This window comes from Mariniflexile maritimum (genome assembly GCF_009746565.1).
In the GTDB taxonomy this organism is placed as follows: Bacteria; Bacteroidota; Bacteroidia; order Flavobacteriales; family Flavobacteriaceae; genus Mariniflexile; species Mariniflexile maritimum.
On record NZ_WRPN01000008.1, the window covers coordinates 1 to 22317 of the forward strand.

The window sequence follows — 22317 nt, forward strand, 5'->3', positions numbered from 1 at the left end:
GCTCAATGAAACTCAAATTCTCGTATTTCTTTAATCCTTTTTGAGTTCCAGCTCTAATTTGTTCAGCATTCAGGTGTGGTATTTTTTCTTCTTTACTCATTTTTTCAACTTGTGCCTAACGGTCAAGTATAAGCGTAGTGCGGGTTTTCGGAGCAATACACTGTCCGCTAGCACGAACTTTGATAGATGCCAAAATACCAAATTTTAGCCACTTCGGCCGCATTACGCTTATACAATGTTGGCGGTAGTTTTTTTATTCAATTCTCCTTAATACCCCCTTTAATTTTGCTTCAACTCCAAGATTATCAAAAAGTTTTTCAGTCAATGTTAATGTCTTCTTGAAAGCTGTTTTAATATCTGTCGGATCTAATTCTGATGTTGTCTGCTGAAATAACGAATACCAATATGGATCTATGTCTTTTTCCAAGCTTTTTGTTGGACTTTCCCAATGTTTGGTTTGGTATGTTTCAATTCTTATTAACCAAAGTAAATATTTTTGAACATTTGATAAGCTTTGGTAAGCGTGAGCAAATTCCTGTCGTTTAATTAAGTTGCTTGTTGTAAGTAAAACATTCAACAATGATTGGCTCAACCACAGGATATTTTCATTTGTTGTTCGATCAGGTACTTTAGTTTTTATTTCTTTGAGCGTGTTAGTCAATAAATCTTCTTTATCTACTAAAATCATCTTGTCAAAGTCGCTAAACTCTACCAAACCGTCCCACGATTTGATAACTTCCATTTGGTCGTTTGTCAAAAAATGAAACTCCCCCCTTATCATATTTTCAAAAATGGCAACTTCACTTCCATACTCGTTGGTAAAATATAATGCCAAAGGATGAATTTGGCTTACCCAATTTTCAGCGGAAAATTTTTCTTTATCCTTCAAGAAGATGTAGAATTCAATATCTGAATATTTGTCCCCTTCATTTTTGGTAAATGACCCGTACATAAATACGGCAGAAATATTTTTATCATTTTGAGCTATTGACTTTGTTTTGTCAATCATTTGTAACTGTGTCATTTTCTAATTTTTTAATATTAACAATCGCCCTTTCTACTTTGCGTATTAAAGGATATTTCAATTCTTATTCTATCTTACAGTTACTTATAGCTTCATTTTCTTGAATGTTTTTCGTTGTTAATTGTTTCTTCAAATTACCGCCAACTTGTTTATATCCCCATATTTTATCCGTTAAATGTTCCATTTCGGATGGCTATGCGGAGGTTTGTGGCTATTTTATTGTGGTTATTTTTAGTAAGCATCGTAAATATTTTCATGTTAACTCAAACTTAATACTATTTTACAAATTATCAAAAGGATTTTTAATGTTTCTAATGCTCGTTTCACTTACATGGGTATAAATCATCGTGGTTTTTGGGCTGCTATGGCCTAATAGCGTTTGTATGTACCTAATGTCTGTGCCACTTTCAAGTAAATGGGTCGCAAAACTATGCCGCAGCGTATGTAGGGTAATTTGCTTGTTTATTTTTGCTTTTCTTGCAGCCTTTTTTAAAATTTGTTGTGCACTTGAGGCACTGTATAGGTTACCGTCTTGACCCTCAAACAAATAATCCTTTGGTTTGTAAGTTTTGTAATATAAACGCAACAGTTCCAGAAAATGCGCCGAAAGTAGGGTATATCGGTCTTTCTTGCCCTTTGCACATTTTATATGAATCACCATGCGCTTGCTGTCAATATCCGATAGGCGTATTTGAAGTGCTTCGCCAATGCGCAACCCCGCCGAATAAATAAGCGACAGCAGCGTTTTGTGCTTTAAATTAACAATATGGTTTAAAATGTCCTTAACTTCTGAGGTGCTTAAAACCTGTGGTAACTTTTTGGGCTTATTGGGGCGTTCAATAAAAAAGCTCTCTAAGGGTGCATTCATATATTCCAAATATTTTTTGATGCCGTTAATGCACTGGTTTTGGTATGAAATGGATTTGTTGGACCTCACTATAAAATCATAATTAAATTGCTCGACCAAACGCGAGGTTAGGGTTTGCTGTTTTGCTTGGGCATATCTTAAAAAAAACGAAGTTACCTCGGTATAGGTGTTTATGGTATTTTGGCTTAATTGCTTTTGCTGCATCCATCGTTTGTACTTTTGTAGATTGTTTTGGGCCTCGTCGTGCAATACGGGCAGTTTAATGGCGGGCATTGTGGGTTCAACCTCTGGTGTTTGTTTTTTTTGCGGAACCAAAGCGCTGTAATCAACATACCAGTTCTTTAACCGTAATTCGTAAAACAGTTTCTTTTTGTTTAAAAATGTATGTTCCATGTAAAACGTTTGATGGGTCTTGCTCCAAGAAACGCCTTCTAAAGATTTTATATAGTTTTTAACCGCAACATCAAATTTAAACTTTATGGCAATTATAGGGTTGTTTTTATGAATCAAGGGCACAAGGGTAATGGTAACCATAAACAGAATATTTAATCACTAAACATTTAATTGATAAAATTTGAAAAAATGTAAAGAATCAATTGTTTTGATAACTATCGGAATGGTCCAGATGCTCATGTAAGCGTTCATTTGGATTCATTTGAAAATAGTACATGCTAACGTATGAATATATTTTCAATCTTTGACACGTTTTCTGAATGTAACCATAAATATAAAAAAAAGCCTGTTTCAATCCTTATAATTAGGAAAGAATCAGGCTATAATTTATAAGAGACTTAAGAATGTAATTTTTCTTTCAGATTAAATTCCCCCGATGCGTTCATCGTTTATTCCTTCGGAATAAGGAATTTCAATCCTACGGAATTTGAATTTAATCGTCTTTTCTGTCTTCTCTTGGTTTTCTATCGTCTCTGCGGTTATCGCGTCCACGGTTATCACGATGGTCCCTACCTCGGTTATCGCGTCCACCACGATCGTTGTTCTCCCTAGGTGGTCTGGCAACATAGCCTTCTGGTTTTTCTAGCAAGGCCTTGCGCGAAACTTTTTCTTTACGGGTTTTTGGGTCTAGGCCAAAATATTTCACATTAAATACATCGCCCATATTCACAACGTCCGAAACATTTTCAGTACGTTCCCAAGCTAACTCGCTTACGTGTAACAACACTTCGTTTCCTGGAGCGTCCGTATATTCAACAACAGCACCAAAGTCTAGCATTTTTATCACTTTTACTTCGTAAGTACCACCAACTTCTGGCTTAAACATTAACGAATCAATTTTAGCTAAAACGGCATCAATACCTGCTTGGTTGGTTCCTAAAATTTCAACAATACCTTCTTCGGTAATGGGGTCTTCATTAATAACGATCGTTGTTTTAGTTGCTTTTTGTAATTCTTGAATTACTTTGCCACCAGGACCAATCAAGGCGCCAATAAACGCATTAGGAATTACTCTTGTTATCATTTTAGGCGCATGTGCTTTCACATCGGCGTTTGGTTGTGCAATGGTTTCAACTAATTTTCCTAAAATATGTAAACGTCCAGCTTGTGCTTGTTTAAGCGCATTCACTAAAATTTCATAAGAAAGACCTTTAACTTTTATGTCCATTTGGCAAGCGGTAATACCATCGGCAGTTCCGGTTACTTTAAAGTCCATATCGCCCAAGTGGTCTTCATCACCTAAAATATCCGATAGCACGGCATATTTTCCGGTTTCCGCATCCGAAATCAAGCCCATGGCGATACCAGAAACAGGTTTTTTAATTTGAACGCCCGCATCCATAAGTGCCATGGTGCCAGCACATACGGTTGCCATAGAAGACGAACCGTTAGATTCCAATACTTCCGATACAACTCTTACGGTATATGGGCAATCGGCAGGTACCATGCCTTTTAGGGCACGTTGCGCTAAGTTTCCGTGTCCAACCTCACGACGCGACGTGCCGCGTAATGGGCGCGCTTCGCCTGTTGAAAAAGGAGGGAAGTTGTAGTGTAAATAAAAACGCTCTTCGCCTTCAAACGATGGCATGTCTATTTGGTTGGCTTCTCTGGAGGTTCCTAAGGTTACCGTTGCCAAAGCTTGGGTTTCCCCACGTGTAAATATGGACGAACCGTGGGTTGATGGTAAATAATCAACCTCGCACCAAATAGGGCGAATGTCGGTTGTTTTACGGCCATCTAAACGCAAGCCTTCATTTAAGGTAAGGTCGCGAACCGCTTTTTTCTCTGCTTTGTAGAAGTATTTTGAAACCATGCCTCCAATATCCTCTAGTTCCTCTTCGGTAAAAGAGGCTTTAACTTCTTCTTTAATGGCCTCAAAGGCAGCACTTCGCTCGTGTTTTGCCGATGCTTTTCTGGCTACCTCATACACTTTACTATATGTTAAATCGTGTACTTTTTTGGCCAAGGCTTCATCTTCACGTTCTGGTTCGTAGGTACGGGTTTCTTTTTTGCCAAACGCTTCGGCCAATTTTAATTGTGCGGCACATTGTACTTTTATGGCATCGTGTGCAAATTTAATGGCTTCTACCATTTCTTCTTCTGAAATCTCTTTCATTTCGCCTTCCACCATCATCACCGAATCGGTTGAGGCACCAATAACCATATCAATATCCGATTCTAGTAATTGCGATTGGGTTGGGTTGATGATGAACTTGCCATCAATTCTTCCAACGCGTACTTCCGAGATTGGTGTTTCAAAAGGAATATCGCTTAATTGAATCGCTGTTGAAGCTGCCAAACCTGCCAAAGCATCGGGCATAACTTCTTCATCGTGAGACATTAACTGAATCATTACTTGTGTTTCAGCATGGTAATCTTTTGGGAACAATGGGCGCAATACGCGGTCCACCAAACGCATGGTCAATACTTCACCATCGCTTGGGCGTGCCTCTCTTTTAAAGAAACCACCGGGGTAACGGCCTGCCGCGGCAAACTTTTCGCGGTAATCTACGGTAAGGGGTAAAAAGTCTATGCCCGGGCTTGCCTCGTAGTTTGATACTACGGTACATAACAACATGCATTTTCCTGATTGTACAACCACAGAGCCATGGGCCTGTTTTGCTAATTTTCCGGTCTCGATGGAGATTGTGCGTCCATCACCTAGGTCTATGACCTCTCTAAAAACTTTTGGAATCATAATTTTTTTTAATTCAAATTAAACAATGGTCGTTGTGTTGTTGTGTGTAGTTGTTGTGAGACCAATGAAAAACTGTAATTAGCTTCTTCTATTTTAAGTCATTGCGAAGCAAATTTTTTAATTTGCCGTGGCCATCTGTTTCTTTTGGAAGCATTACCACGTTGTTACCTTCCTCGTAATGACAATGTAACATTTATTGATATGGGCGTTACCCTTATCCTGAACGTGTTTCAGGATAAGGGTCGGGCTTTCCGTTACAATCTTTTGCAAAAGCAAAAGGATTTTCACTGCAATCCCTAACGCAAAAACAAAAAAGAGGCTCGAAAAAGCCTCTTTTAATTATTTTCTTAATCCTAATTCCTTTACTATGGCACGATACCTTAAAATATCTTTCTTAGTAAGGTAATCTAGTAAAGCACGACGCTTTCCTACCAATTTCACCAATGAACGCTCGGTATTAAAATCTTTGCGATTCTTTTTTAAGTGCTCGGTTAAATGGTTGATGCGGTGCGTAAATAACGCAATTTGTCCTTCTGCCGAACCCGTATCGTTTGCACTTTTACCGTGTTTTGCGAAGATTTCCTCTTTTACTTCTTTTGCTAAATACATGCTAATATTGTTGTAAATAATTGTTATGTAACCGAAAGTCTTTCTTTCGAGGCGCAAAGATAGTAATTTATTATGAGTAGGCAACACTTCTTTTTTTGTAAAGTTTTTTTTAAATTAACTTACTTAAACTTTTACTCGTTTTTTTATGGAAAGAATTATTGCAGATGCCCTCGATGCTAATTTGCTCCCAGAAATTTTCAACAACGCCTACCACGGTATAGCCATTGTTGGACTGGATGGTAAATGGCTATTGGTGAGTAAAAGTTTGTGCGATATTTTAGGTTATACCGAAAAAGAGCTTTTAAAAGGTAGTTTTCAGGAAATAACCCATAAAGAAGATTTGAAAATTGATTTGAAACAGTTTAGGAGCCTTTTAAGGCAAGAAATTGAAAGCTACAAAATGCAAAAACGCTATTTTAAAAAAAATGGCAATCTAGTTTGGGCGCAATTGTCGGTTTCGTTGGTAAAAGACCAAAATGGCCCGAAATATTTTATTGCACAGGTTCAAGATATTACCGAACAAAAAGAAGAAGAAAACGAAAAGGAAATTATAGCAAAGGTTGTAAAGGAGCAAAACGAACGCCTCTTGAATTTTTCAAGAATCATTACCCATAATTTACGAACCCATGCCGGCAACTTAATGGCCTTAACCGATTTTGTTGAAGACGAAATTAAGGAAGCCAGCGAAAACGATAGCTTTTTGGCTTTAAAACAGGCCATTGGCAATTTGCAGGAAACGGTTGCCCATTTAACCGAAATAGCAAAATATAACAATCAAAACAAGGAAAGCTTAAAACCCCTAAATCTTTTTGATTTTGCTGAAAACGCCATTTATAATGTACGTGCCTTGGCAAAAAACAACCATTGCAGCATCCAAAACCATATAAACCCTAGCTATTTGGTGCTTGGGTTGGAAGCCTACCTAGACAGTATTTTGCTAAATTTATTAACAAACGCCATAAAATATAAGGACCATGAAAGAAAAGGCCACATTGTTTTAAGCACCAAACAAGCGCAGGGGTTTGTTGTTTTAAGCGTTAAGGATAATGGGTTGGGGCTCGATTTAAACACCTTTGGGAATAAAATATTTTCGCTATACCAAACCTTCCATAAAAATAAGGATTCAAAAGGAGTTGGTCTTTTTATAACAAAAAATCAAGTTGAGGCACTGGGCGGTAAAATTGAAGTTACAAGTAGTGTAGGCGTGGGCACAGAGTTTTTGGTTTACTTTCAGTGTTCGAGATGAGCAGCAGGATATAGACTGATTTTTAATATAAGAAAGCGCAAGACAAACTGATAATCAATAATCTATATCCTAGGTTTTTGATTTCCGGCTTCAAATGAAAATCAGAAGCTAATAAACGCGCAATTTTTTTTTAATACGGTGTTGCCAAACGTATTTTTATCAGTTCATAATTTGATTGACATTCTGAAAATTTTTTTCTTCGAGTTTAGGCAGATTGTTGACAGTCGTAAGCAAAATTAATAATCATTTAATGAGCCTAAGTTGAAGTACATTAATCTAGTATCTGATTTTTTATCTCTACTAGATAAGTATTTAAAACCGTTTTTAAGGTAAAAGTCTAATGATTCTCTATAAGCATCAACGGTTATGAATTTACAACCTGTCCGATTATTATCCACAAACAATGCTTTTGTGAAGTTTAGAATATCTCTACCGTATCCATTGCCTTTGAAATTCTGGGACACAGCTAATCTTCCAATTTTTACAGCAGGATAACTTGTATAGCCATCTTTACCTTGAGGTAATATAGAAGATATTCTATCAAGAAAAGTTTTTTTGTTTCCTATTTCTGTATGAGATATTTTGTCGTTAAGGTAATTGAAATAGGCAACTGTTTCTGTTTCGGATTGGATTATGAAAGTAGTAGCTAATAATTGGTTGGCATAATTTTTAGCATCATCAAAAAGAAAGCCGTTCAAATCTGTGTTTCCACAATTGAACGGCAAAATATTTGTATCAGATTTTAATCTGATTAATTTAAATTCATCAAATAGCAAATTGTGCAATTCTTTTTAATGCTTCATAACTTGCTTTAATTTCTTCCTTTTCTTCCTTGGATACTTTCACAACTTCTTTGTTTTCTCTTACAAAGTTTTTGGCGTCTTTACCAGAAAGAAAGGGTGTTTCTTTAATAGGTTTTGCCATAATAAGATTTTTTAATTAAACTTCTTTGTTGTTGCCAACAAAACTACAATAAGCGTACCAAATAAAGTGGTAAAACATGGTAAACATGTATTAATTTAGAACGATTATAAATAGTTAAATGCAAACTTTTACAATTAAATACACTTTTTAAGTTAGTCGGTTGATTAGTTATTAAGTTACAAATATACAATGAATTAATCTGATAATTTAGAAGTCAAAATCCGAAAACAAGCTAAAAAAAAATTCGGAAAAAAACAAAGAGATTTCAGTAAGTAAGTTGATAAAGAGTGCGAATTTATATGTTTGCCAACGTTTATGTATAAGGAAAGTTGCGTGTTTGTGTGCGAGGATTTTCCGAAGGAAAATCAGAAGCAAGCAAACGAGCAACTAATATTGGTTTAGCTAAAAATAGCAATTTTTTATACACGGCAAACGCTTTTTTTAATATTCATTTCCTTTATGATTCATTATGTTGTAAACAACTCCTCTTTTACAAAAATTAATATTGTCCGTTGAATATTTTACAACAACGACTTTTTCAGGGTTTATTTCACTGTCAAATTGAACATCAAAAATTCCTTTTTCATTTTTTTTATTGGTCAGTTCGAATGCCAAATGTCTCGGGATTACACCACCAAATTTCGTTTCGTAAACAATTCTGTTTTCGCTATTTGTTTTCCGTTTTCCAAAATTGGAATTACGTGAAGTTCTTTAAATCCTTTTCTAAATTGGAATTCATAATCTTTAGTCCGAATTCCGTGTGTCGATTTTAAATTTTCTGCAAGAGTTTCATATCTAACAGTATATGAACCGTCTTCGTAATCTTTTTTAGAGTCTAAATTTTCTGCAAATATTGGGTTTTCTTGAATGTCATATGTAGCTATTTTTAATCTTTCGTCATTGTTTGAAGCAAAAACTCCAATTAATAAAATCAAAGCAACAATTCCAATTCCTCCAAATAAAATAAATTTTAAAAATGTCTTCATAATGTTTCTTCAAATGTTTGCCAACTTATTTACACATCCACATTAACAGCACCAATTCTCAAATAAAACTTAATTTTTGGAATTTGTTCTCTCAAGAAATAGCTTATTTTATGCTAAAACGTTTGTTGTAAATTTCGATGTTCAATTACTGGCAACATCTCATGTTAAGCTCTTAGCGGCTGATTTAAAATTAAATCCAAATATTGGTTTACCCTTGCTTTAAGCTCTTTTCTTAAAACAATAAAATCTAAAAAGCCATGCTCCAACAAAAATTCAGAGGTTTGGAACCCTTCGGGCAAGTCCTTACCGGTGGTGTCCTTTACTACACGTGGGCCTGCAAACCCTATTAAGGCACCCGGTTCGGCAATATTAATGTCGCCCAACATGGCAAATGATGCCGTGGTACCACCCGTTGTGGGGTCGGTACACAAAGAGATGTAAGGAATGCCCGCATCGGCCAACTGCGCTAATTTTACCGAAGTTTTAGCCAATTGCATTAAGGATAGTGCCGATTCCATCATACGGGCTCCGCCCGATTTTGAAATAACCAATAAGGGCACTTTGTGCTTTAACGAATAGTTTGCGGCGCGCGCTATCTTTTCGCCTACAACGCTTCCCATAGAGCCTCCAATAAAGGCAAAATCCATACAGGCCACTACCAAGTCCTTGCCTTTTGACTTGCCAACGCCCACGCGAATGGCATCCTTTAATTTGGTTTTTTCTTGGGCAGCTTTTAAGCGCTCGGGGTATTTTTTGGTATCGACAAATTTTAAGGGATCTTTCGATTCTAAATTGGCATCCAGCTCCTTAAACTTGTTGTCATCAAACAGAATCTCGAAATATTCCTTACTTCCTATGCGAACGTGGTAGCCATCTTCCGGACTTACATAAAAATTTTTTTCAAGCTCATCAGCATCTACAATTTTGCCGGTGGGCGATTTGTACCACAAACCTCTGGGAGTATCTTTTTTCTCCTGTGTTGTGGTGGTAATTCCTTTTGTTTTTCTTTTAAACCAAGACATAATGATTTACGATTTATGAATTACGATTTACTATTTTAGGTTAAAATTAAGCCACTAAATAAGTGATGTGTGAAGACTTTCAGCATGGGTGTTGTGATAACTGCTGGCGAAAGTCCTAAAACAAAATTAAACCTTTTTTTAATTTAGAAAGGGCGTACACTGCATTTTATTGCTTAAATTCTTTTTTTAAAACACTTAAAAGGCTTATTTGTAGGACTGTAAATTAAAAAAATCCTGTAACAAACAGGATTTTTTTAAGGTGCTAATCGTATTAAAACGATGTTTTATAAAGTATTTACGTTGTTTAAATCTTCAAATGCTTTTTTCAAACGTTCAACAAAGGTAACTTCACCGGCACGCATCCAAACACGAGGGTCGTAGTATTTTTTGTTTGGCGAATCTTCACCTTCCGGATTTCCTATCTGACCTTGCAAATAGTCTTTTTTGCTATGCATATAATCGCGGATGCCACTCATAAACGCATATTGCATATCGGTATCGATGTTCATTTTAATAACGCCATAACTGATGCCTTCGCGAATTTCCTCAACCGTTGAACCAGAACCGCCATGGAATACAAAATCAATATGGTTATGTCCAACGCCATATTTTTTCGATACAAACTCTTGCGAGTTCTTTAAAATTTTGGGCGTTAGTTTTACGTTTCCGGGTTTGTAAACACCATGTACGTTTCCAAAGGCTGCTGCAATGGTAAATTGGCTGCTTATCTTGCTTAGTTCTTCGTAGGCATACGCCACTTCCTCGGGTTGTGTGTATAGTTTTGAATCATCTACATCGCTGTTGTCCACACCATCTTCTTCACCGCCAGTAACACCAAGTTCAATTTCTAGGGTCATGCCCATTTTGCTCATGCGTGCTAAGTATTTTTTACATATTTCGATGTTTTCCTCAATGGGTTCTTCCGAAAGGTCAATCATGTGCGAGCTAAAAAGTGGTTTGCCTGTTTCGGCAAAATGTTTTTCGCTGGCATCCAACATGCCGTCCACCCATGGCAATAGTTTTTTAGCGCAATGGTCGGTATGCAAAATTACGGGAACGCCATAGGCTTCTGCTAAAATATGTACGTGCTTAGCACCTGCAATGGCACCTGCAATGGCGGCTTTTTGGCCATCATTATTAAGGCCTTTTCCTGCGTTAAATTGGGCACCGCCATTTGAAAATTGAATGATTACGGGGGCTTTCAAAGCAGCGGCGGTTTCTAACACCCCGTTTATGGTGTTCGAGCCAATAACGTTTACAGCTGGTAGTGCGAAGCCTTTTTCTTTTGCAAGTTTGAAAATTGCCTGAACTTCTTGCCCAGTTGCAACTCCCGGTTTTATATTATGATGTCCCATAATTATTTAATTTTTATTTTTTAGTTTGTAAGTTCCAAAAGTAATCAATTTTTAACTAATTAGTGGCGGTTTTGCCATTGTAAAATTATATTTGAGCACTAAAACGTTATAGTTTTGATTCAATTTTTAGGGGTTTAGAACGGATAGTTTATACCAATATTATATACCGCGTTGGCGAAGTTATAATTGTTGAACCATCGGTTTTGGTTAGGGTATGAGGGATCGTAGGTTTTAAAGCCAACATCAAAGCGGAATACAAAAAAACTAAAATCGTAGCGCAAACCAAACCCAGAGCCCACGGCTATATCTTTCAAAGCGCTAAAGTTATCAAAAGTGGCCTTGTCGTTCTTTACATCGTCCAGAACATTCCAGATGTTGCCTGCATCTACAAACACGGCGCCATTCAAATTTCCAAAAACATTAAACCGTTGCTCTACGCCTAATGCCAATTTTAGGTTGGCCTCGTTAAATTCGTTGCTGGATTCAGAGCTTCCGGGGCCTAAACGGTAGGCGGTCCATGCGCGATTATCGTTGGCACCACCGGCAAAAAAACTTTTCGAGAACGGAATGTTGCTGGAGTTGCCCAAAGGAATAGCGATGCCAAAATAGCTTCTGGCTGCCAGTACGTTTTTGCTGCCAAAATCCCAGTGTTTTACATAATCAAATTCTGCTTTTACAAATTGGGAATAGGCTACGTTAAAAATCTCGTAACGGTTGTCGCTGTTTTTTTTCAGTCCCAACACATCCGATAGACTTGAAAGCACATTTCCTGCCAGTTCAACTTTTAATCGGAAAATTGAAAAATCCTCATCAAACAGGTTGGTGCGTTCATCATTGGTTAAGCTAAAACTGGATGAGAGAATGAGGTTGTTTTCCGTAAGTCGGTTTTTACGTTCATTAATGCTGCTTACGCTGCGGTATTTATCAGGGTTTGTGGCCTGAAAATTGGTGTCGGCCAAAACGGTTTTTATAAAATCATCCGATCGATCCTTTATTAAGAAAGAGGTGCCGTTTTCATCTTCACCTATAAATTGGGAAGGAGTGTTGTAGGAATAAAGCGCGATGTTTTCTAAATTTTTGAAAGAACTGTCGTAGATATTAAAATAATTCCCAACATTTAGGTTCCGTACATATTGGATGTTAAATACTGAAAGCCGGTTGGTTACTTTAGCTGAAGGCACCCAGTTATAATTAAAGATGCCGTTGAAGGTTTGCTTGTCCAATCCAATATTGGTTTGACTGGTGGTTGCCAAACTGATGCGGGTACTGGGCGACATGTATTTTGGGATGATTTTTTCTGTATTGAACGGAAAAAAGAAGCGTGGGATTGTCAATTTTAAATCGGCGCCAATTTCATTAATATCAAAAAACGGGTCGTTGCTGTTGTTTTTGTCCTTTGAAGCCCCAATAGACCCAATGGCCGATAGTTCTAAGGTTTCGGCGCCCCTAAAAACGTTCCTAATAATCAGGCTGGGGTTTAATGAAAACCCAATAGTTTGTATATTGCTGGTAGAGGCATCGGTACTAAAGCCCAAGCTAAACTTTTTTAAGGGCGTTAGCCTAATGGTGTCGGTTAGGGTGTTATTGGCGTTTTCAATATAATCGATATTGGGGTATTTAAAGGTGCGCAATTCATTTAAGTGCCTGTAAGTGAGCGTGCGGTCGCTGTCTTTAAAAATTTCGCCCGGGTTTATAAAAACGGCATCGGTAAGCGCCTTGGCGCGGTACCTTATTTTGTTGTAGCCATATAGTTTGTAACCTTCGTAAAATATGGAATCTTGGAAGGGTTTGTTGCGGTTTTCAAAACTGTAATCGGTAACAATATTTACATCTTTTATCTTGTAGATATTGAAGGGTTGGCGACTTACCGAATCTTGGGCCCTAATGGCGCGATTTTGTATTAGTACGTCCACATTAACTTTTTTGCCCGTACCAAGGGTGTCCACTTCAAAAGTGATATAATCTTGGTTGAAATGATATACGCCCTTATTGCGCAATTCGGTAGCGATGCGCTCGCGTTCCTGCGAAAAATTTGCCGAACGGTACTGTTCGTTTTTTTTGATAAAACTGTTCTTCTTGATTTTGTGGTACAACGAATCGATAATGGGCGATTTGATGTTTTCGGTAATGGTATCCAAAATATACGGATTACCGGTTTCAACATTATAAACCATTTCAGCGCGCTTGGTTTCGTTTTTTTGAATGTTGTACGCTGCCTTTACATCAAACCAGCCGTTGTTGGTATAGTAGGCTTCCATTTTTTTTAGCGATTTTTCGGCTTTTTCCTTGTTTACAATCACAGGGGCTTCCCCTGTTTTTTTTAACCAATTGTTAAACCCAATGGCAGATTCCTTGAGTTTGTCCAATTGTTTTTTTGACAAGCGTTTGGTTAGCCGTTCCCTGCGTTTGGGGGTTTCATCCAACCATGCTTCAAATAGCGAATCCCTATTGTTTCGAGCCAAATTATAAATCTGTAACCGCAAAGGGGTGCCTAAAATGGGTATTTTGCTATTTGGCTTTTGGTATAAAAGGTTGTTTAAAGTTTCGGTTTTGTCTTTTTTTCCGTTTATTAATAGGGTATTGTTGGTAAGTAAGTATTCGTTTTCAGGCACGCGCTTCACGGCATCGCAGGAAAACAGGAATGTTGTAATTAAAACTAAAAGTGGTATTTTTGGCCCTTGAAGTGTCATTTGCAAATGTTAAATTTTTAATAGGTACGGTGCCATTCTTCGTTTTGAGAGTAGTATGATGCGGGGGCGTTTTTTATAACCCATTTCAAATAAAATTAAAAATTAATCAGTTACAATTAGAACAAGCTAAGGCCTTAGAATAAAAATTAGGGATTTGCCGATTCAAAAATACATTTTTTCCTTTTAAAAACACATTAAAATAATTTGAGGTTACAGTACAAGTGTTTGCAACTATTTTAATAACCAACATCTTAAAACCAATTCATGCTCTCTAAAAGCCAAATACAGTCGATAACGCGTTTAAAGCAAAAAAAATATAGGCAACAAGATGGTTTTTTTGTTGTTGAAGGGATGAAAACCATACAGGAACTTATAGAATCTCATTTTAAATTGGAGGCTTTATATACCACCACGTCTTTCAACGGTGCGAAACACAGCCACTATAAGGATGAAATTTTAATTTCGGAAGCCGATTTAAACCGCATTAGTTTTTTAACCACGCCCAATAAAGCCTTGGCCATTTTTAAAATACCGTACCCAAAGCCCCTTGAAAATAAAGGCCTTATTGTAGCGTTGGATGCCGTAAGGGATCCGGGAAATTTAGGCACCATTATTAGGCTGTGCGATTGGTTTGGGGTAAACCATTTGGTGTGTAGCCATGAAACGGTTGATTGTTTTAACCCGAAGGTCGTGCAGGCAACCATGGGTTCTATAGCACGTGTGACTGTTAGTTATGTGAATTTGGTCGATTTTTTAAATGAAGCCAACCTGCCCGTGTTTGGTGCATTTATGGATGGTGAAACCGTTTATAATAAACAACTGCCCACCAATGCCATCCTGCTTATGGGAAATGAGGCCCATGGCATTTCTAAAACGATGGAAGCATTGGTTACCGAAAAAATTTCCATTCCCAGATTTGGCCATTTGCAGGTAACCGAAAGTTTGAATGTGGCCACCGCAACCGCTATTTTGTTGAGCGAGTTTAGAAGGAGGTAGTTTGGTTTCTAGGTGCAGTATTTCAGTTATGAGTTAAAAAAAGGGGTCGTCAGTTGAAAATATCTTGTAAAAAAAACCTTAACACTCAAAATTTTGCCATTGAAAATAGCCACTGCTATTGCCATTTCTACTGAAAACTAAAATTACTGGAACGTAAAATTTACAAAAACACCCCGACTTTTCATGCTGTTTATGTTGCTGGTCCATGGGCTTCTGGGGTCGTTGTCGCGTACAAGTTCATCATTGATGCCAAAAAGACCCCGAATGGAAGGCGTAAACTTAAAATTATATAAGTAAAAATCGATACCAAAACCGAGTTCATAGAACAGGTTGTTTTTGGTGGTTCTAAACTGGCCGTTAGCATTGTCGTTTGGGTTGTTTTCATTGCTCGACAAGTTTAAGGCCGTAGAAACGCCTCCAACAATAAAGGGTTTGAAGTTATTGATGCGTTTGGTTGAAACCTTTAACAATAAGGGTACGTGGATGTAGGTCGATTTTACTTCGCGGGTTAAATCAGCTTCGGTAACAGCGTTTCCCTGAAAATAGGTTTGGCTGTAATAAAGCTCGCGGGTGGTAATTAACAATCCGGGTTCCAAACGCAGGTCCAGATAATCGTTAATACGCAAATTGCCTATTAAGCCCACGCTAAAACCAGGGCTTCTTTTTACATAAATATCCCGTAGATCGTTATTATAATCAAAATTAAAATCGTAATTATTAATGCCTAAAAAGTAGCCCCAGCGCAATAAATTATAATCGGTGCTGCCATTGCCCTGGTTGGCATCATAGGTTACTTTTTCTTTCCTAAATAGTTGCGCTTCAATAGTTTGGTTTATAATTAAAAACAGGACTAATGCAAAAAAATGCTTCATGGTTTTATTTGGATGATTTATAAATAGTTGCTACCCCAAAGGTTTGCGGAAAATCTTCAACATTAATAAACCCAATTTTGCGTAAAATATTGTTTAGCGCTTCACCATAAGGGAAAACAGACGCCGATTCGCTTAAATAATTATAGGCACTTTTATCTTTAGAAAACAGTTTCCCGATAAGCGGCAAAACATTTTTTGTATAAAAGGCATAGCCTTGTTTGTAAGGGGTTTTGGTGGGGTTGGAGGTTTCTAAAATAACAAAGGTGCCGTTTGGTTTTAGTACCCTGTAAATTTCTTTAAGGCCATTTTCGAGCGTTTCAAAGTTGCGCACCCCAAAGGCTACGGTAATGGCATCAAAGCTATTATCGGCAAATGGCATATTTTCGCTATCGCCCAAAACCATCTCTATTTTAGAGTCAAGGTGTTTCTTTTTTATTTTTTGCTTTCCAATTTCAAGCATGCCACTGCTTATGTCCAGTCCAATAATTTTCGAGGCATTGGTTTCGGCTAAATTAATGGCCAAATCGCCTGTTCCGGTGGCAATATCCAAAATAGTATCGGGCTTGCTTTCCTTAACAAGGTTTACTACTTTTTTGCGCCATTTAATATCGATACCAAATGAAATAACGCGGTTTAACCCATCGTAATTTCCAGAAATGGCATCAAACATTTGGGTTACCTGTTCTTTTTTTCCTAAATCGCTGTTTTTGTAGGGCTTAATTTTTGTCAATGTCTATTTTTTGGCAAACCTACACAATTTATTTCTACTTTAAAACAGCATTAAAACGGAAATGTATTAAAATCGGCCTAAATTTTTGGTATGCGCCCAATGCATCAACCGCCAATTTTTTAAACTTCAAACCAAAAATAGGTCGAGGCCTTAAAATTCTATAATAAACGGTAATAATTGTGTAACGCCAAATTTAAACCACAGTTTTACATTTGTACCGAAGCGTAACGCACACTTCAAACAATGCCAATGGGTTGGATGAAAAGATGCTTATTGGTTGTTACAGTTGAAAAATAAAAACAGAGGATAAATGAAACCAAAATTAGGAATAACAGACAAAAACAAATCGGAAATCATAAAAACCCTTACCGTTATATTGGCAAATGAAATGGTGGTGTATGTTAAAACCAGAAAATACCATTGGAACGTTACCGGAAGCAGTTTTATGGAATTGCACAAACTTTTTGAAAACCAGTATAACGCCATTGCCTTAGCGGTTGATGAGGTGGCAGAGCGAATAAGCAAGCTAGGAGGCATGGCCATAGGCAGTATGGCATCCTTTTTAAAGCATGCCACCCTAAAGGAAAGCGAAACCAACCCATCGCCCAAAGCCATGATAGAGGAATTGCTAAACGACCACGAACAGGCCGCTTCGGATATTAGAAAGTACATTTCTGAAATTGAGGAAGACACCAATGATATTGGTACGGCCGATTTTTTAACCGCCTTGTTGCGCGACCATGAGGCCAAGGCCTGGGTTTTGCGAAAATACTTGGCTTAAACATCTAACATTAATAATTTTGACTATGAATACCACACAGATAAAAGGAAATTGGAACGAATTGAAAGGAAAGTTAAAGCAAAAATACGCCAAATTAACAGATGATGATTTGCTTTTTGCAGAAGGAAAAGAAGATGAACTGGTAGGAAGGCTTCAAGAAAAACTTGGAAAGACCAAAGAGGAAGTTCACCAGATTATTTCTGATCTTTAATAAAATTAAACTGTCTAGAATTACTATATTGCATACATAGTTTGGTTGGTTAGTGAATTTATGTAGTATAACCTCTAGGCAGTTTTTAATTTTATTTAATATGACAATAAAAAACACCGGTAACCACAGTGCGCTAAATTTAATTTCGCTTATAGCTGTGGTTTTTATTTTATATGTACTCAAGCCATTTATTGTGCCTTTACTGTTCGCGGTTATTTTAAGCGTTATGGTATTTCCGTTGCAAAGTTTCCTCGAAAACAAATGGCGCTTCAACAGGTTGTTTGCCACAATTACCTCGGTAATAACACTGTTGGTTTTAACGGCATTGGTGTTTTTTTTAATAAGCGTTCAGTTTGCGAATTTTATGGGCAATAGCGCCGATTATTCACAAAAACTTTCAGAACTGTTCCACGCTTCGGTAAACAGTTTGGAAGATACGCTGCACATTCGCAATAACCAGCTTTTTTCGCAAAAGGAATTTCAAATGGAAAACATCATCAAGGACAACCTCGATAAAATTGTGATGGTACTTTCCGAATCGACCAGTTTTTTAAGCAACCTGATCTTGGTACCCATTTGCCTGTTTTTCTTCTTGTATTACCGTAAGTTTTTTAGAACTTTCATATACAAGTTGTACAAAACAAAATCAAAATCATTCCTTAACGCCATCCTTAAAAAAATTTATTTGGTACAGCAAAATTACCTGGTTGGCCTTCTTATCGTGATAGTAATTGTTGGGTTTTTAAACAGTATTGGTTTGTTGGTTTTAGGAATTGGCAATCCGTTTTTCTTTGGTTTTTTGGCGGCGTTGTTATTGCTTATTCCTTACATAGGCATTGCAATTGGGTCGTTATTGCCCGCATTAATAGCACTGGCCACCAAAGATTCGCCTTGGTACGCCGTGGGCGTTATTGGTGTTTTTGCGTTCATACAGTTTTTGGAAGGTAATTTTATAACCCCTAAAATTACGGGCTCGAAAGTAAGCGTCAATGCCTTTGTGGTTATTATCTCGTTAATACTTTTTTCTATGCTCTGGGGTATTGCGGGCATGATTTTGGCACTTCCAATTACGGCGACCCTAAAAATAATTTTCGATAATACCCCAGGCTACGAGGCGTACGGGTTTTTAATAGGCGAACCGGTCGATAAGCATTTTCAAACCAGGGCGCGTTTACGTTTAAAAAAATGGAAAAACATTAGAAACGCTAAATAGCCCAAAAACAAAATAAAGGGTAAACCAAATTCCTTTATTAACTTTACCGTTAATTAAAAATTGTTGCATGAAGTTATTTATAAAGTTTGATTTTAATGCCATTTGTAAAAAAGTATTGGAAACCAAGCTCGACCAATTCAATATAAAATATCGCATATTGGCCTTTGGTGAAGTTGAGTTGCTGGAAAAGATACCGTCTGAAAACTACGAAGCCTTAAATGCTGCCCTGAACGATTTTGGGATTGAAATTGTTGAAAGCCAAAAAAGCATTTTGGTCCAGAAAATAAAGGATGCCATTATCGATATGGTTTTTAATGAAGATGCCGGCGTAAACGTAAAAAGCTCGGTTTACCTTTCAGAAAAATTAGGGCACAGTTATGGTTACCTTTCCAATTTGTTTTCCGAGGTTACCTATACGTCCATTGAAAATTTCATCATCCTCCAAAAAATCGAATACACCAAACAGCTCTTGCTCACTACCGATTTGAGCTTAACCGAAATCGCCTTCAAACTTAACTACTCCAGTGTGGCACATTTAAGCACCCAGTTTAAAAACACAACGGGCATTACGCCATCGGCTTTTCAACGTATTATTTCAAAAAGAAGAGATCGCGCACAACAAAAAAGCTAACCCAATTATAATAAATACACTATGCCAAACGATTATATCCATATTATTCTTGCAGATGATGATGAAGATGACCGATTGTTTTTTGTCGATGCCTTTGAGGAACTTAATATGAACACCAAAGTAAACACTTACAATGATGGTATTGAACTTATGGCGTATCTAAACAGCGAGGGCGCCCTATTGCCACAGGTGCTTTTCCTAGATTTGAACATGCCAAAAAAAAACGGTATTGAATGTTTAAATGAGATTAAGGCCAACCACAAGTTGTCTGATATCGCCATTGCCATTTATTCCACATCGGCATCCGAAGAAGATATTGAGGAAACCTTCGTGCTGGGGGCCAACATTTATATAAAAAAACCCAGCAGTTTCGACGATCTCAAAAAAGTGCTTTCAGAAGTGGTTTCCATTAACTGGCAATATCATACCAATGGCTTGAACAAGGATAATTTTTTACTGCGCATGTAATGATACGAAAGGTAATTTCCAAAGCGTCGGTAATATTAAGGGCCATTTTTTTAATCAGTGCCTTTCTAATCATTATAATAGGCGGTTTTACCTATAAGCACATTTCAAATCTTACAAACTCCACCAAACTGGTTGTGGGCACTTATAAGGTGAACATGGAACTGGAACAGGTACTTTCCTATTTAAAAGATGCCGAAAATGGGTATAGAAACTACATTTTAACCAAAGACACCACTTATTTAGAGCCTTACTTAACAGCTCGGGAAAAAGTAAACGCCTCCTTTGCTCAGCTAAGGGTTTCGGCAGATAACAACGTAGCACAAAAGGAAAACCTTAAGGTGTTAAGCAAATACATCGATGCCCTTTTTGATAATTTTACCAAATCAAACGCATTGGTAGAAACCAACCAAACCTTATCGGAAGCCTTTAAGTCCACCTTCTTTGAAGAAAAAATAATCATGGATTCCATTACCAAAAAAATTGGCGACATGATAGCGCTCGAAAACAGGCAACTCGAGCAACGTAAAGCGCAAAACCAAAGCAATTTAAAATTTACGCCCCTATTTTTGTATCTCATGCTGCTTTTTACCCTGTTCTTGATTGTGGTTTCATATCATAAAATAAGCAACGATTTAAAGAAAATAAAGGGCATTAACAACGAATTGTTGATTTTTAAGGAAGCGACCGTCCAATTAGAAACCATTGGCAAGCACGGTAACTGGATTTGGCATATCGATACCAATATCTATACGTTTTCCGATAACTTATACCGCGTTTTGGGAGAAAAACCGGGCGCGTTTCCTGCTAGCCATGAAAATTTTTTAGAGTTTGTACATCCCGAAGATCGCAAAAAGGTTGTTAAGGACAACCAGAGCATGATAAAAAACCAAGATTTGCCTTTTATATACTACAGGATTATCCAGAAAAACGGTACGGTAAAACATATAAAGGCTTATGGAAAATTATTGGTAGGCAATGATGACGAAAAACGGATTATTGGGAACATAACCGATATTTCGGATGAAATTGAAAATTTCTCGGCTTTGGAAGAACGTAATTTAGAACTGGAAAGGAACAACAAGGAACTTTCAGAATTCAATTATGTGGCCAGCCACGATTTGCAAGAGCCCCTGCGAAAAATCCAAACCTTCATATCGCGGTTACAGGACAAAGAGTCTAAAAACTTCAGCCCAACCGGACTTCAATATTTAGAGCGTATTAACGTAGCCGCTACCAGAATGCGTTTGTTGATTGACGATTTATTGCAGTTTTCAAGAACCAACAAGCCCGATAAGGAATTTGTCCCAACCAATTTAAACACGCTTTTTGAACAAGTAAAACAAGATTTGGCCGAAACCATTTTGGCTACCAAGGCCAGCATTACCCATGAGAACTTGCCAACCTTGGCCGTTATTCCGTTTCAAATACATCAATTATTTTTGAATTTGTTGAGCAATTCTTTAAAATACAGTAAGAAATTGGAAGTGCCAAAAATTCATCTGGCTTACTCAAAAGTAGCCGCAACTACCGATGCTAATTTGGCCAAGGCCACCCAAAAATGGTACCACAAAATCACATTTACCGATAACGGTATTGGTTTCGACCCCCAATATGCGAGCTTAATTTTTGAGCTCTTCAGTAGGCTGCACAACAAACAGGAATATTCTGGAACCGGCGTTGGGCTTTCTATCTGCAAAAAAATAACCGATAACCACCAAGGGTTTATTGTGGCACAAGGCAAACCCAACGTAGGTTCGGTGTTTACGGTGTATCTTCCCGAAGCTGGTTAATCACAATCACAATACGTTTTTAAAGCCTTAAAATAGATAGTTTTAGGGCTTTTTTTCTTTAAAAAATACATCCTAAATGGGTGGTGTTGAAATTCTATAACAATCCACAAAAATGCTGTAACACAAAACGCGCAGTGCCGTTGCATCTTTGTAATGTAGAAATCAAAAAAAACGTGTTAATCAATAAAAACAGCAACAAGTTCATAATGTTTGCCCTAACAATAACCTTGAGTATGGGTTTGATGTGCTGCGATTTTGAAGTAACAACCAATGAATTTGAAGTGTTTGGTACAAAGGCAAACCTGGAACGGGTGAAAACCAACATTGAGGAGGCAAAAGTGGTTTCTAGTATCGCAATTTTAAACCAACAGATGATGTTAACAAACCAATTGGCACTAACAAGAAACATTGGCTTCGGTATGAAAAGGCTAGTCCAAAAACTCGAAAGGCAGCAACAACAAATTAAGGATGAGATGAACGATTTGGCTGAAGAAAAATTAATCCTGCTTCCCAATAAATTCAGCAAAAGCGATTTAAACACACTAAAGGCCCTAAACGACACTGTTTTTTTGAAGGCATATTTTCAAGAGGTGCAAACAGCATTGAACCATCAAATAGCACAGTTAGACTATCTATCGACCATTACAAACGATTTGGATTTCAAGTTGTTTACCGTTAAAGCTTTAGAAAGGTTGAACGCTGGTTTAAGGCAAATCAATGAAATAAAATAAGAAAATTAATAACCATTTA

General features: G+C 37.3%; 21 protein-coding genes. 9 read left to right on the forward strand and 12 right to left on the reverse strand.

Features of this window, described 5'->3' with window-relative positions:
* Positions 1-253 precede the first annotated feature (253 nt).
* The 4 genes from lnu(I) to rpsO all read right to left on the reverse strand — a co-directional run bounded on the left by lnu(I) (position 254) and on the right by rpsO (position 5652).
* Positions 254-1024 carry a lincosamide nucleotidyltransferase Lnu(I) gene (gene lnu(I), locus GQO80_RS10865; RefSeq protein WP_135071929.1) on the reverse strand — a complete coding sequence of 257 codons (771 nt, stop codon included), beginning with the start codon at positions 1022-1024 and terminating at the stop codon, positions 254-256.
* 280 nt (positions 1025-1304) lie between these two features.
* Complete coding sequence (locus GQO80_RS10870; RefSeq protein WP_157208390.1) at positions 1305-2426, reverse strand: tyrosine-type recombinase/integrase; 1122 nt, start codon at positions 2424-2426, stop codon at positions 1305-1307.
* Between the two features lie 352 nt (positions 2427-2778).
* A complete protein-coding gene (locus GQO80_RS10875) occupies positions 2779-5043 on the reverse strand; it encodes a polyribonucleotide nucleotidyltransferase (protein ID WP_157208391.1) in 2265 nt (754 codons plus the stop codon).
* 339 nt (positions 5044-5382) lie between these two features.
* On the reverse strand, positions 5383-5652 hold the full coding sequence (gene rpsO / locus GQO80_RS10880; protein ID WP_157208392.1) for a 30S ribosomal protein S15: 270 nt from the start codon (positions 5650-5652) through the stop codon (positions 5383-5385).
* 145 nt (positions 5653-5797) lie between these two features.
* Between rpsO and GQO80_RS10885 the strand changes: the two genes are divergently transcribed.
* Positions 5798-6898 (forward strand): sensor histidine kinase, encoded by a 1101-nt coding sequence (locus GQO80_RS10885; protein WP_157208393.1) that lies wholly within the window; start codon positions 5798-5800, stop codon positions 6896-6898.
* Between the two features lie 236 nt (positions 6899-7134).
* On the opposite strand, the gene GQO80_RS10890 is transcribed toward GQO80_RS10885, so the two are convergent.
* The 6 genes from GQO80_RS10890 to tamL form a co-directional block, all read right to left on the reverse strand.
* On the reverse strand, positions 7135-7674 hold the full coding sequence (locus GQO80_RS10890) for a GNAT family N-acetyltransferase (protein WP_157208394.1): 540 nt from the start codon (positions 7672-7674) through the stop codon (positions 7135-7137).
* Complete coding sequence (locus GQO80_RS15765) at positions 7664-7822, reverse strand: hypothetical protein (RefSeq protein WP_198037767.1); 159 nt, start codon at positions 7820-7822, stop codon at positions 7664-7666. Before GQO80_RS15765 ends, GQO80_RS10890 begins: the two co-directional genes overlap by 11 nt.
* A 626-nt stretch (positions 7823-8448) precedes the next feature.
* The gene (locus tag GQO80_RS10895) at positions 8449-8808 is read right to left on the reverse strand and encodes a hypothetical protein (RefSeq protein ID WP_157208395.1); all 360 of its coding nucleotides are present in this window, start codon (positions 8806-8808) and stop codon (positions 8449-8451) included.
* Between the two features lie 164 nt (positions 8809-8972).
* Positions 8973-9830 carry an acetyl-CoA carboxylase, carboxyltransferase subunit beta gene (gene accD, locus GQO80_RS10900; protein WP_157208396.1) on the reverse strand — a complete coding sequence of 286 codons (858 nt, stop codon included), beginning with the start codon at positions 9828-9830 and terminating at the stop codon, positions 8973-8975.
* Positions 9831-10114: 284 nt separating this feature from the next.
* Positions 10115-11185, reverse strand: a complete 1071-nt coding sequence (gene fbaA / locus GQO80_RS10905; RefSeq protein ID WP_157208397.1) for a class II fructose-bisphosphate aldolase — start codon at positions 11183-11185, stop codon at positions 10115-10117.
* A gap of 134 nt (positions 11186-11319) precedes the next feature.
* Positions 11320-13875: a translocation and assembly module lipoprotein TamL gene (gene tamL, locus GQO80_RS10910; RefSeq protein WP_157208398.1), complete on the reverse strand. Its 2556-nt coding sequence runs from the start codon at positions 13873-13875 to the stop codon at positions 11320-11322.
* Between the two features lie 264 nt (positions 13876-14139).
* Between tamL and GQO80_RS10915 the strand changes: the two genes are divergently transcribed.
* Positions 14140-14871 (forward strand): TrmH family RNA methyltransferase, encoded by a 732-nt coding sequence (locus GQO80_RS10915; protein WP_157208399.1) that lies wholly within the window; start codon positions 14140-14142, stop codon positions 14869-14871.
* Positions 14872-15014: 143 nt separating this feature from the next.
* On the opposite strand, the gene porT is transcribed toward GQO80_RS10915, so the two are convergent.
* Together porT and ubiE are read right to left on the reverse strand one after the other, a co-directional pair.
* Complete coding sequence (gene porT / locus GQO80_RS10920; RefSeq protein ID WP_157208400.1) at positions 15015-15743, reverse strand: type IX secretion/gliding motility protein PorT/SprT; 729 nt, start codon at positions 15741-15743, stop codon at positions 15015-15017.
* A 4-nt stretch (positions 15744-15747) separates the two neighbouring features.
* Positions 15748-16473 carry a bifunctional demethylmenaquinone methyltransferase/2-methoxy-6-polyprenyl-1,4-benzoquinol methylase UbiE gene (gene ubiE, locus GQO80_RS10925; RefSeq protein ID WP_157208401.1) on the reverse strand — a complete coding sequence of 242 codons (726 nt, stop codon included), beginning with the start codon at positions 16471-16473 and terminating at the stop codon, positions 15748-15750.
* Positions 16474-16783: 310 nt separating this feature from the next.
* On the opposite strand from ubiE, the gene GQO80_RS10930 reads away from it, so the two are divergent.
* The 7 genes from GQO80_RS10930 (at position 16784) to GQO80_RS10960 (ending at position 22298) form a co-directional block, all read left to right on the forward strand.
* A complete protein-coding gene (locus GQO80_RS10930) occupies positions 16784-17254 on the forward strand; it encodes a Dps family protein (protein WP_157208402.1) in 471 nt (156 codons plus the stop codon).
* Between the two features lie 25 nt (positions 17255-17279).
* Positions 17280-17465 carry a CsbD family protein gene (locus tag GQO80_RS10935; RefSeq protein WP_157208403.1) on the forward strand — a complete coding sequence of 62 codons (186 nt, stop codon included), beginning with the start codon at positions 17280-17282 and terminating at the stop codon, positions 17463-17465.
* Between the two features lie 100 nt (positions 17466-17565).
* Positions 17566-18678: an AI-2E family transporter gene (locus GQO80_RS10940; RefSeq protein ID WP_157208404.1), complete on the forward strand. Its 1113-nt coding sequence runs from the start codon at positions 17566-17568 to the stop codon at positions 18676-18678.
* 67 nt (positions 18679-18745) lie between these two features.
* The gene (locus tag GQO80_RS10945; protein WP_157208405.1) at positions 18746-19309 is read left to right on the forward strand and encodes a helix-turn-helix domain-containing protein; all 564 of its coding nucleotides are present in this window, start codon (positions 18746-18748) and stop codon (positions 19307-19309) included.
* A 21-nt stretch (positions 19310-19330) separates the two neighbouring features.
* Entirely contained in the window at positions 19331-19777 is a 447-nt protein-coding gene (locus GQO80_RS10950) for a response regulator (protein WP_157208406.1), read from the forward strand.
* The gene (locus tag GQO80_RS10955; RefSeq protein ID WP_157208407.1) at positions 19777-21567 is read left to right on the forward strand and encodes a CHASE3 domain-containing protein; all 1791 of its coding nucleotides are present in this window, start codon (positions 19777-19779) and stop codon (positions 21565-21567) included. Before GQO80_RS10950 ends, GQO80_RS10955 begins: the two co-directional genes overlap by 1 nt.
* Before the next feature lie 206 nt (positions 21568-21773).
* Positions 21774-22298 carry a DUF4142 domain-containing protein gene (locus GQO80_RS10960; RefSeq protein ID WP_157208408.1) on the forward strand — a complete coding sequence of 175 codons (525 nt, stop codon included), beginning with the start codon at positions 21774-21776 and terminating at the stop codon, positions 22296-22298.
* Positions 22299-22317 lie beyond the last annotated feature (19 nt).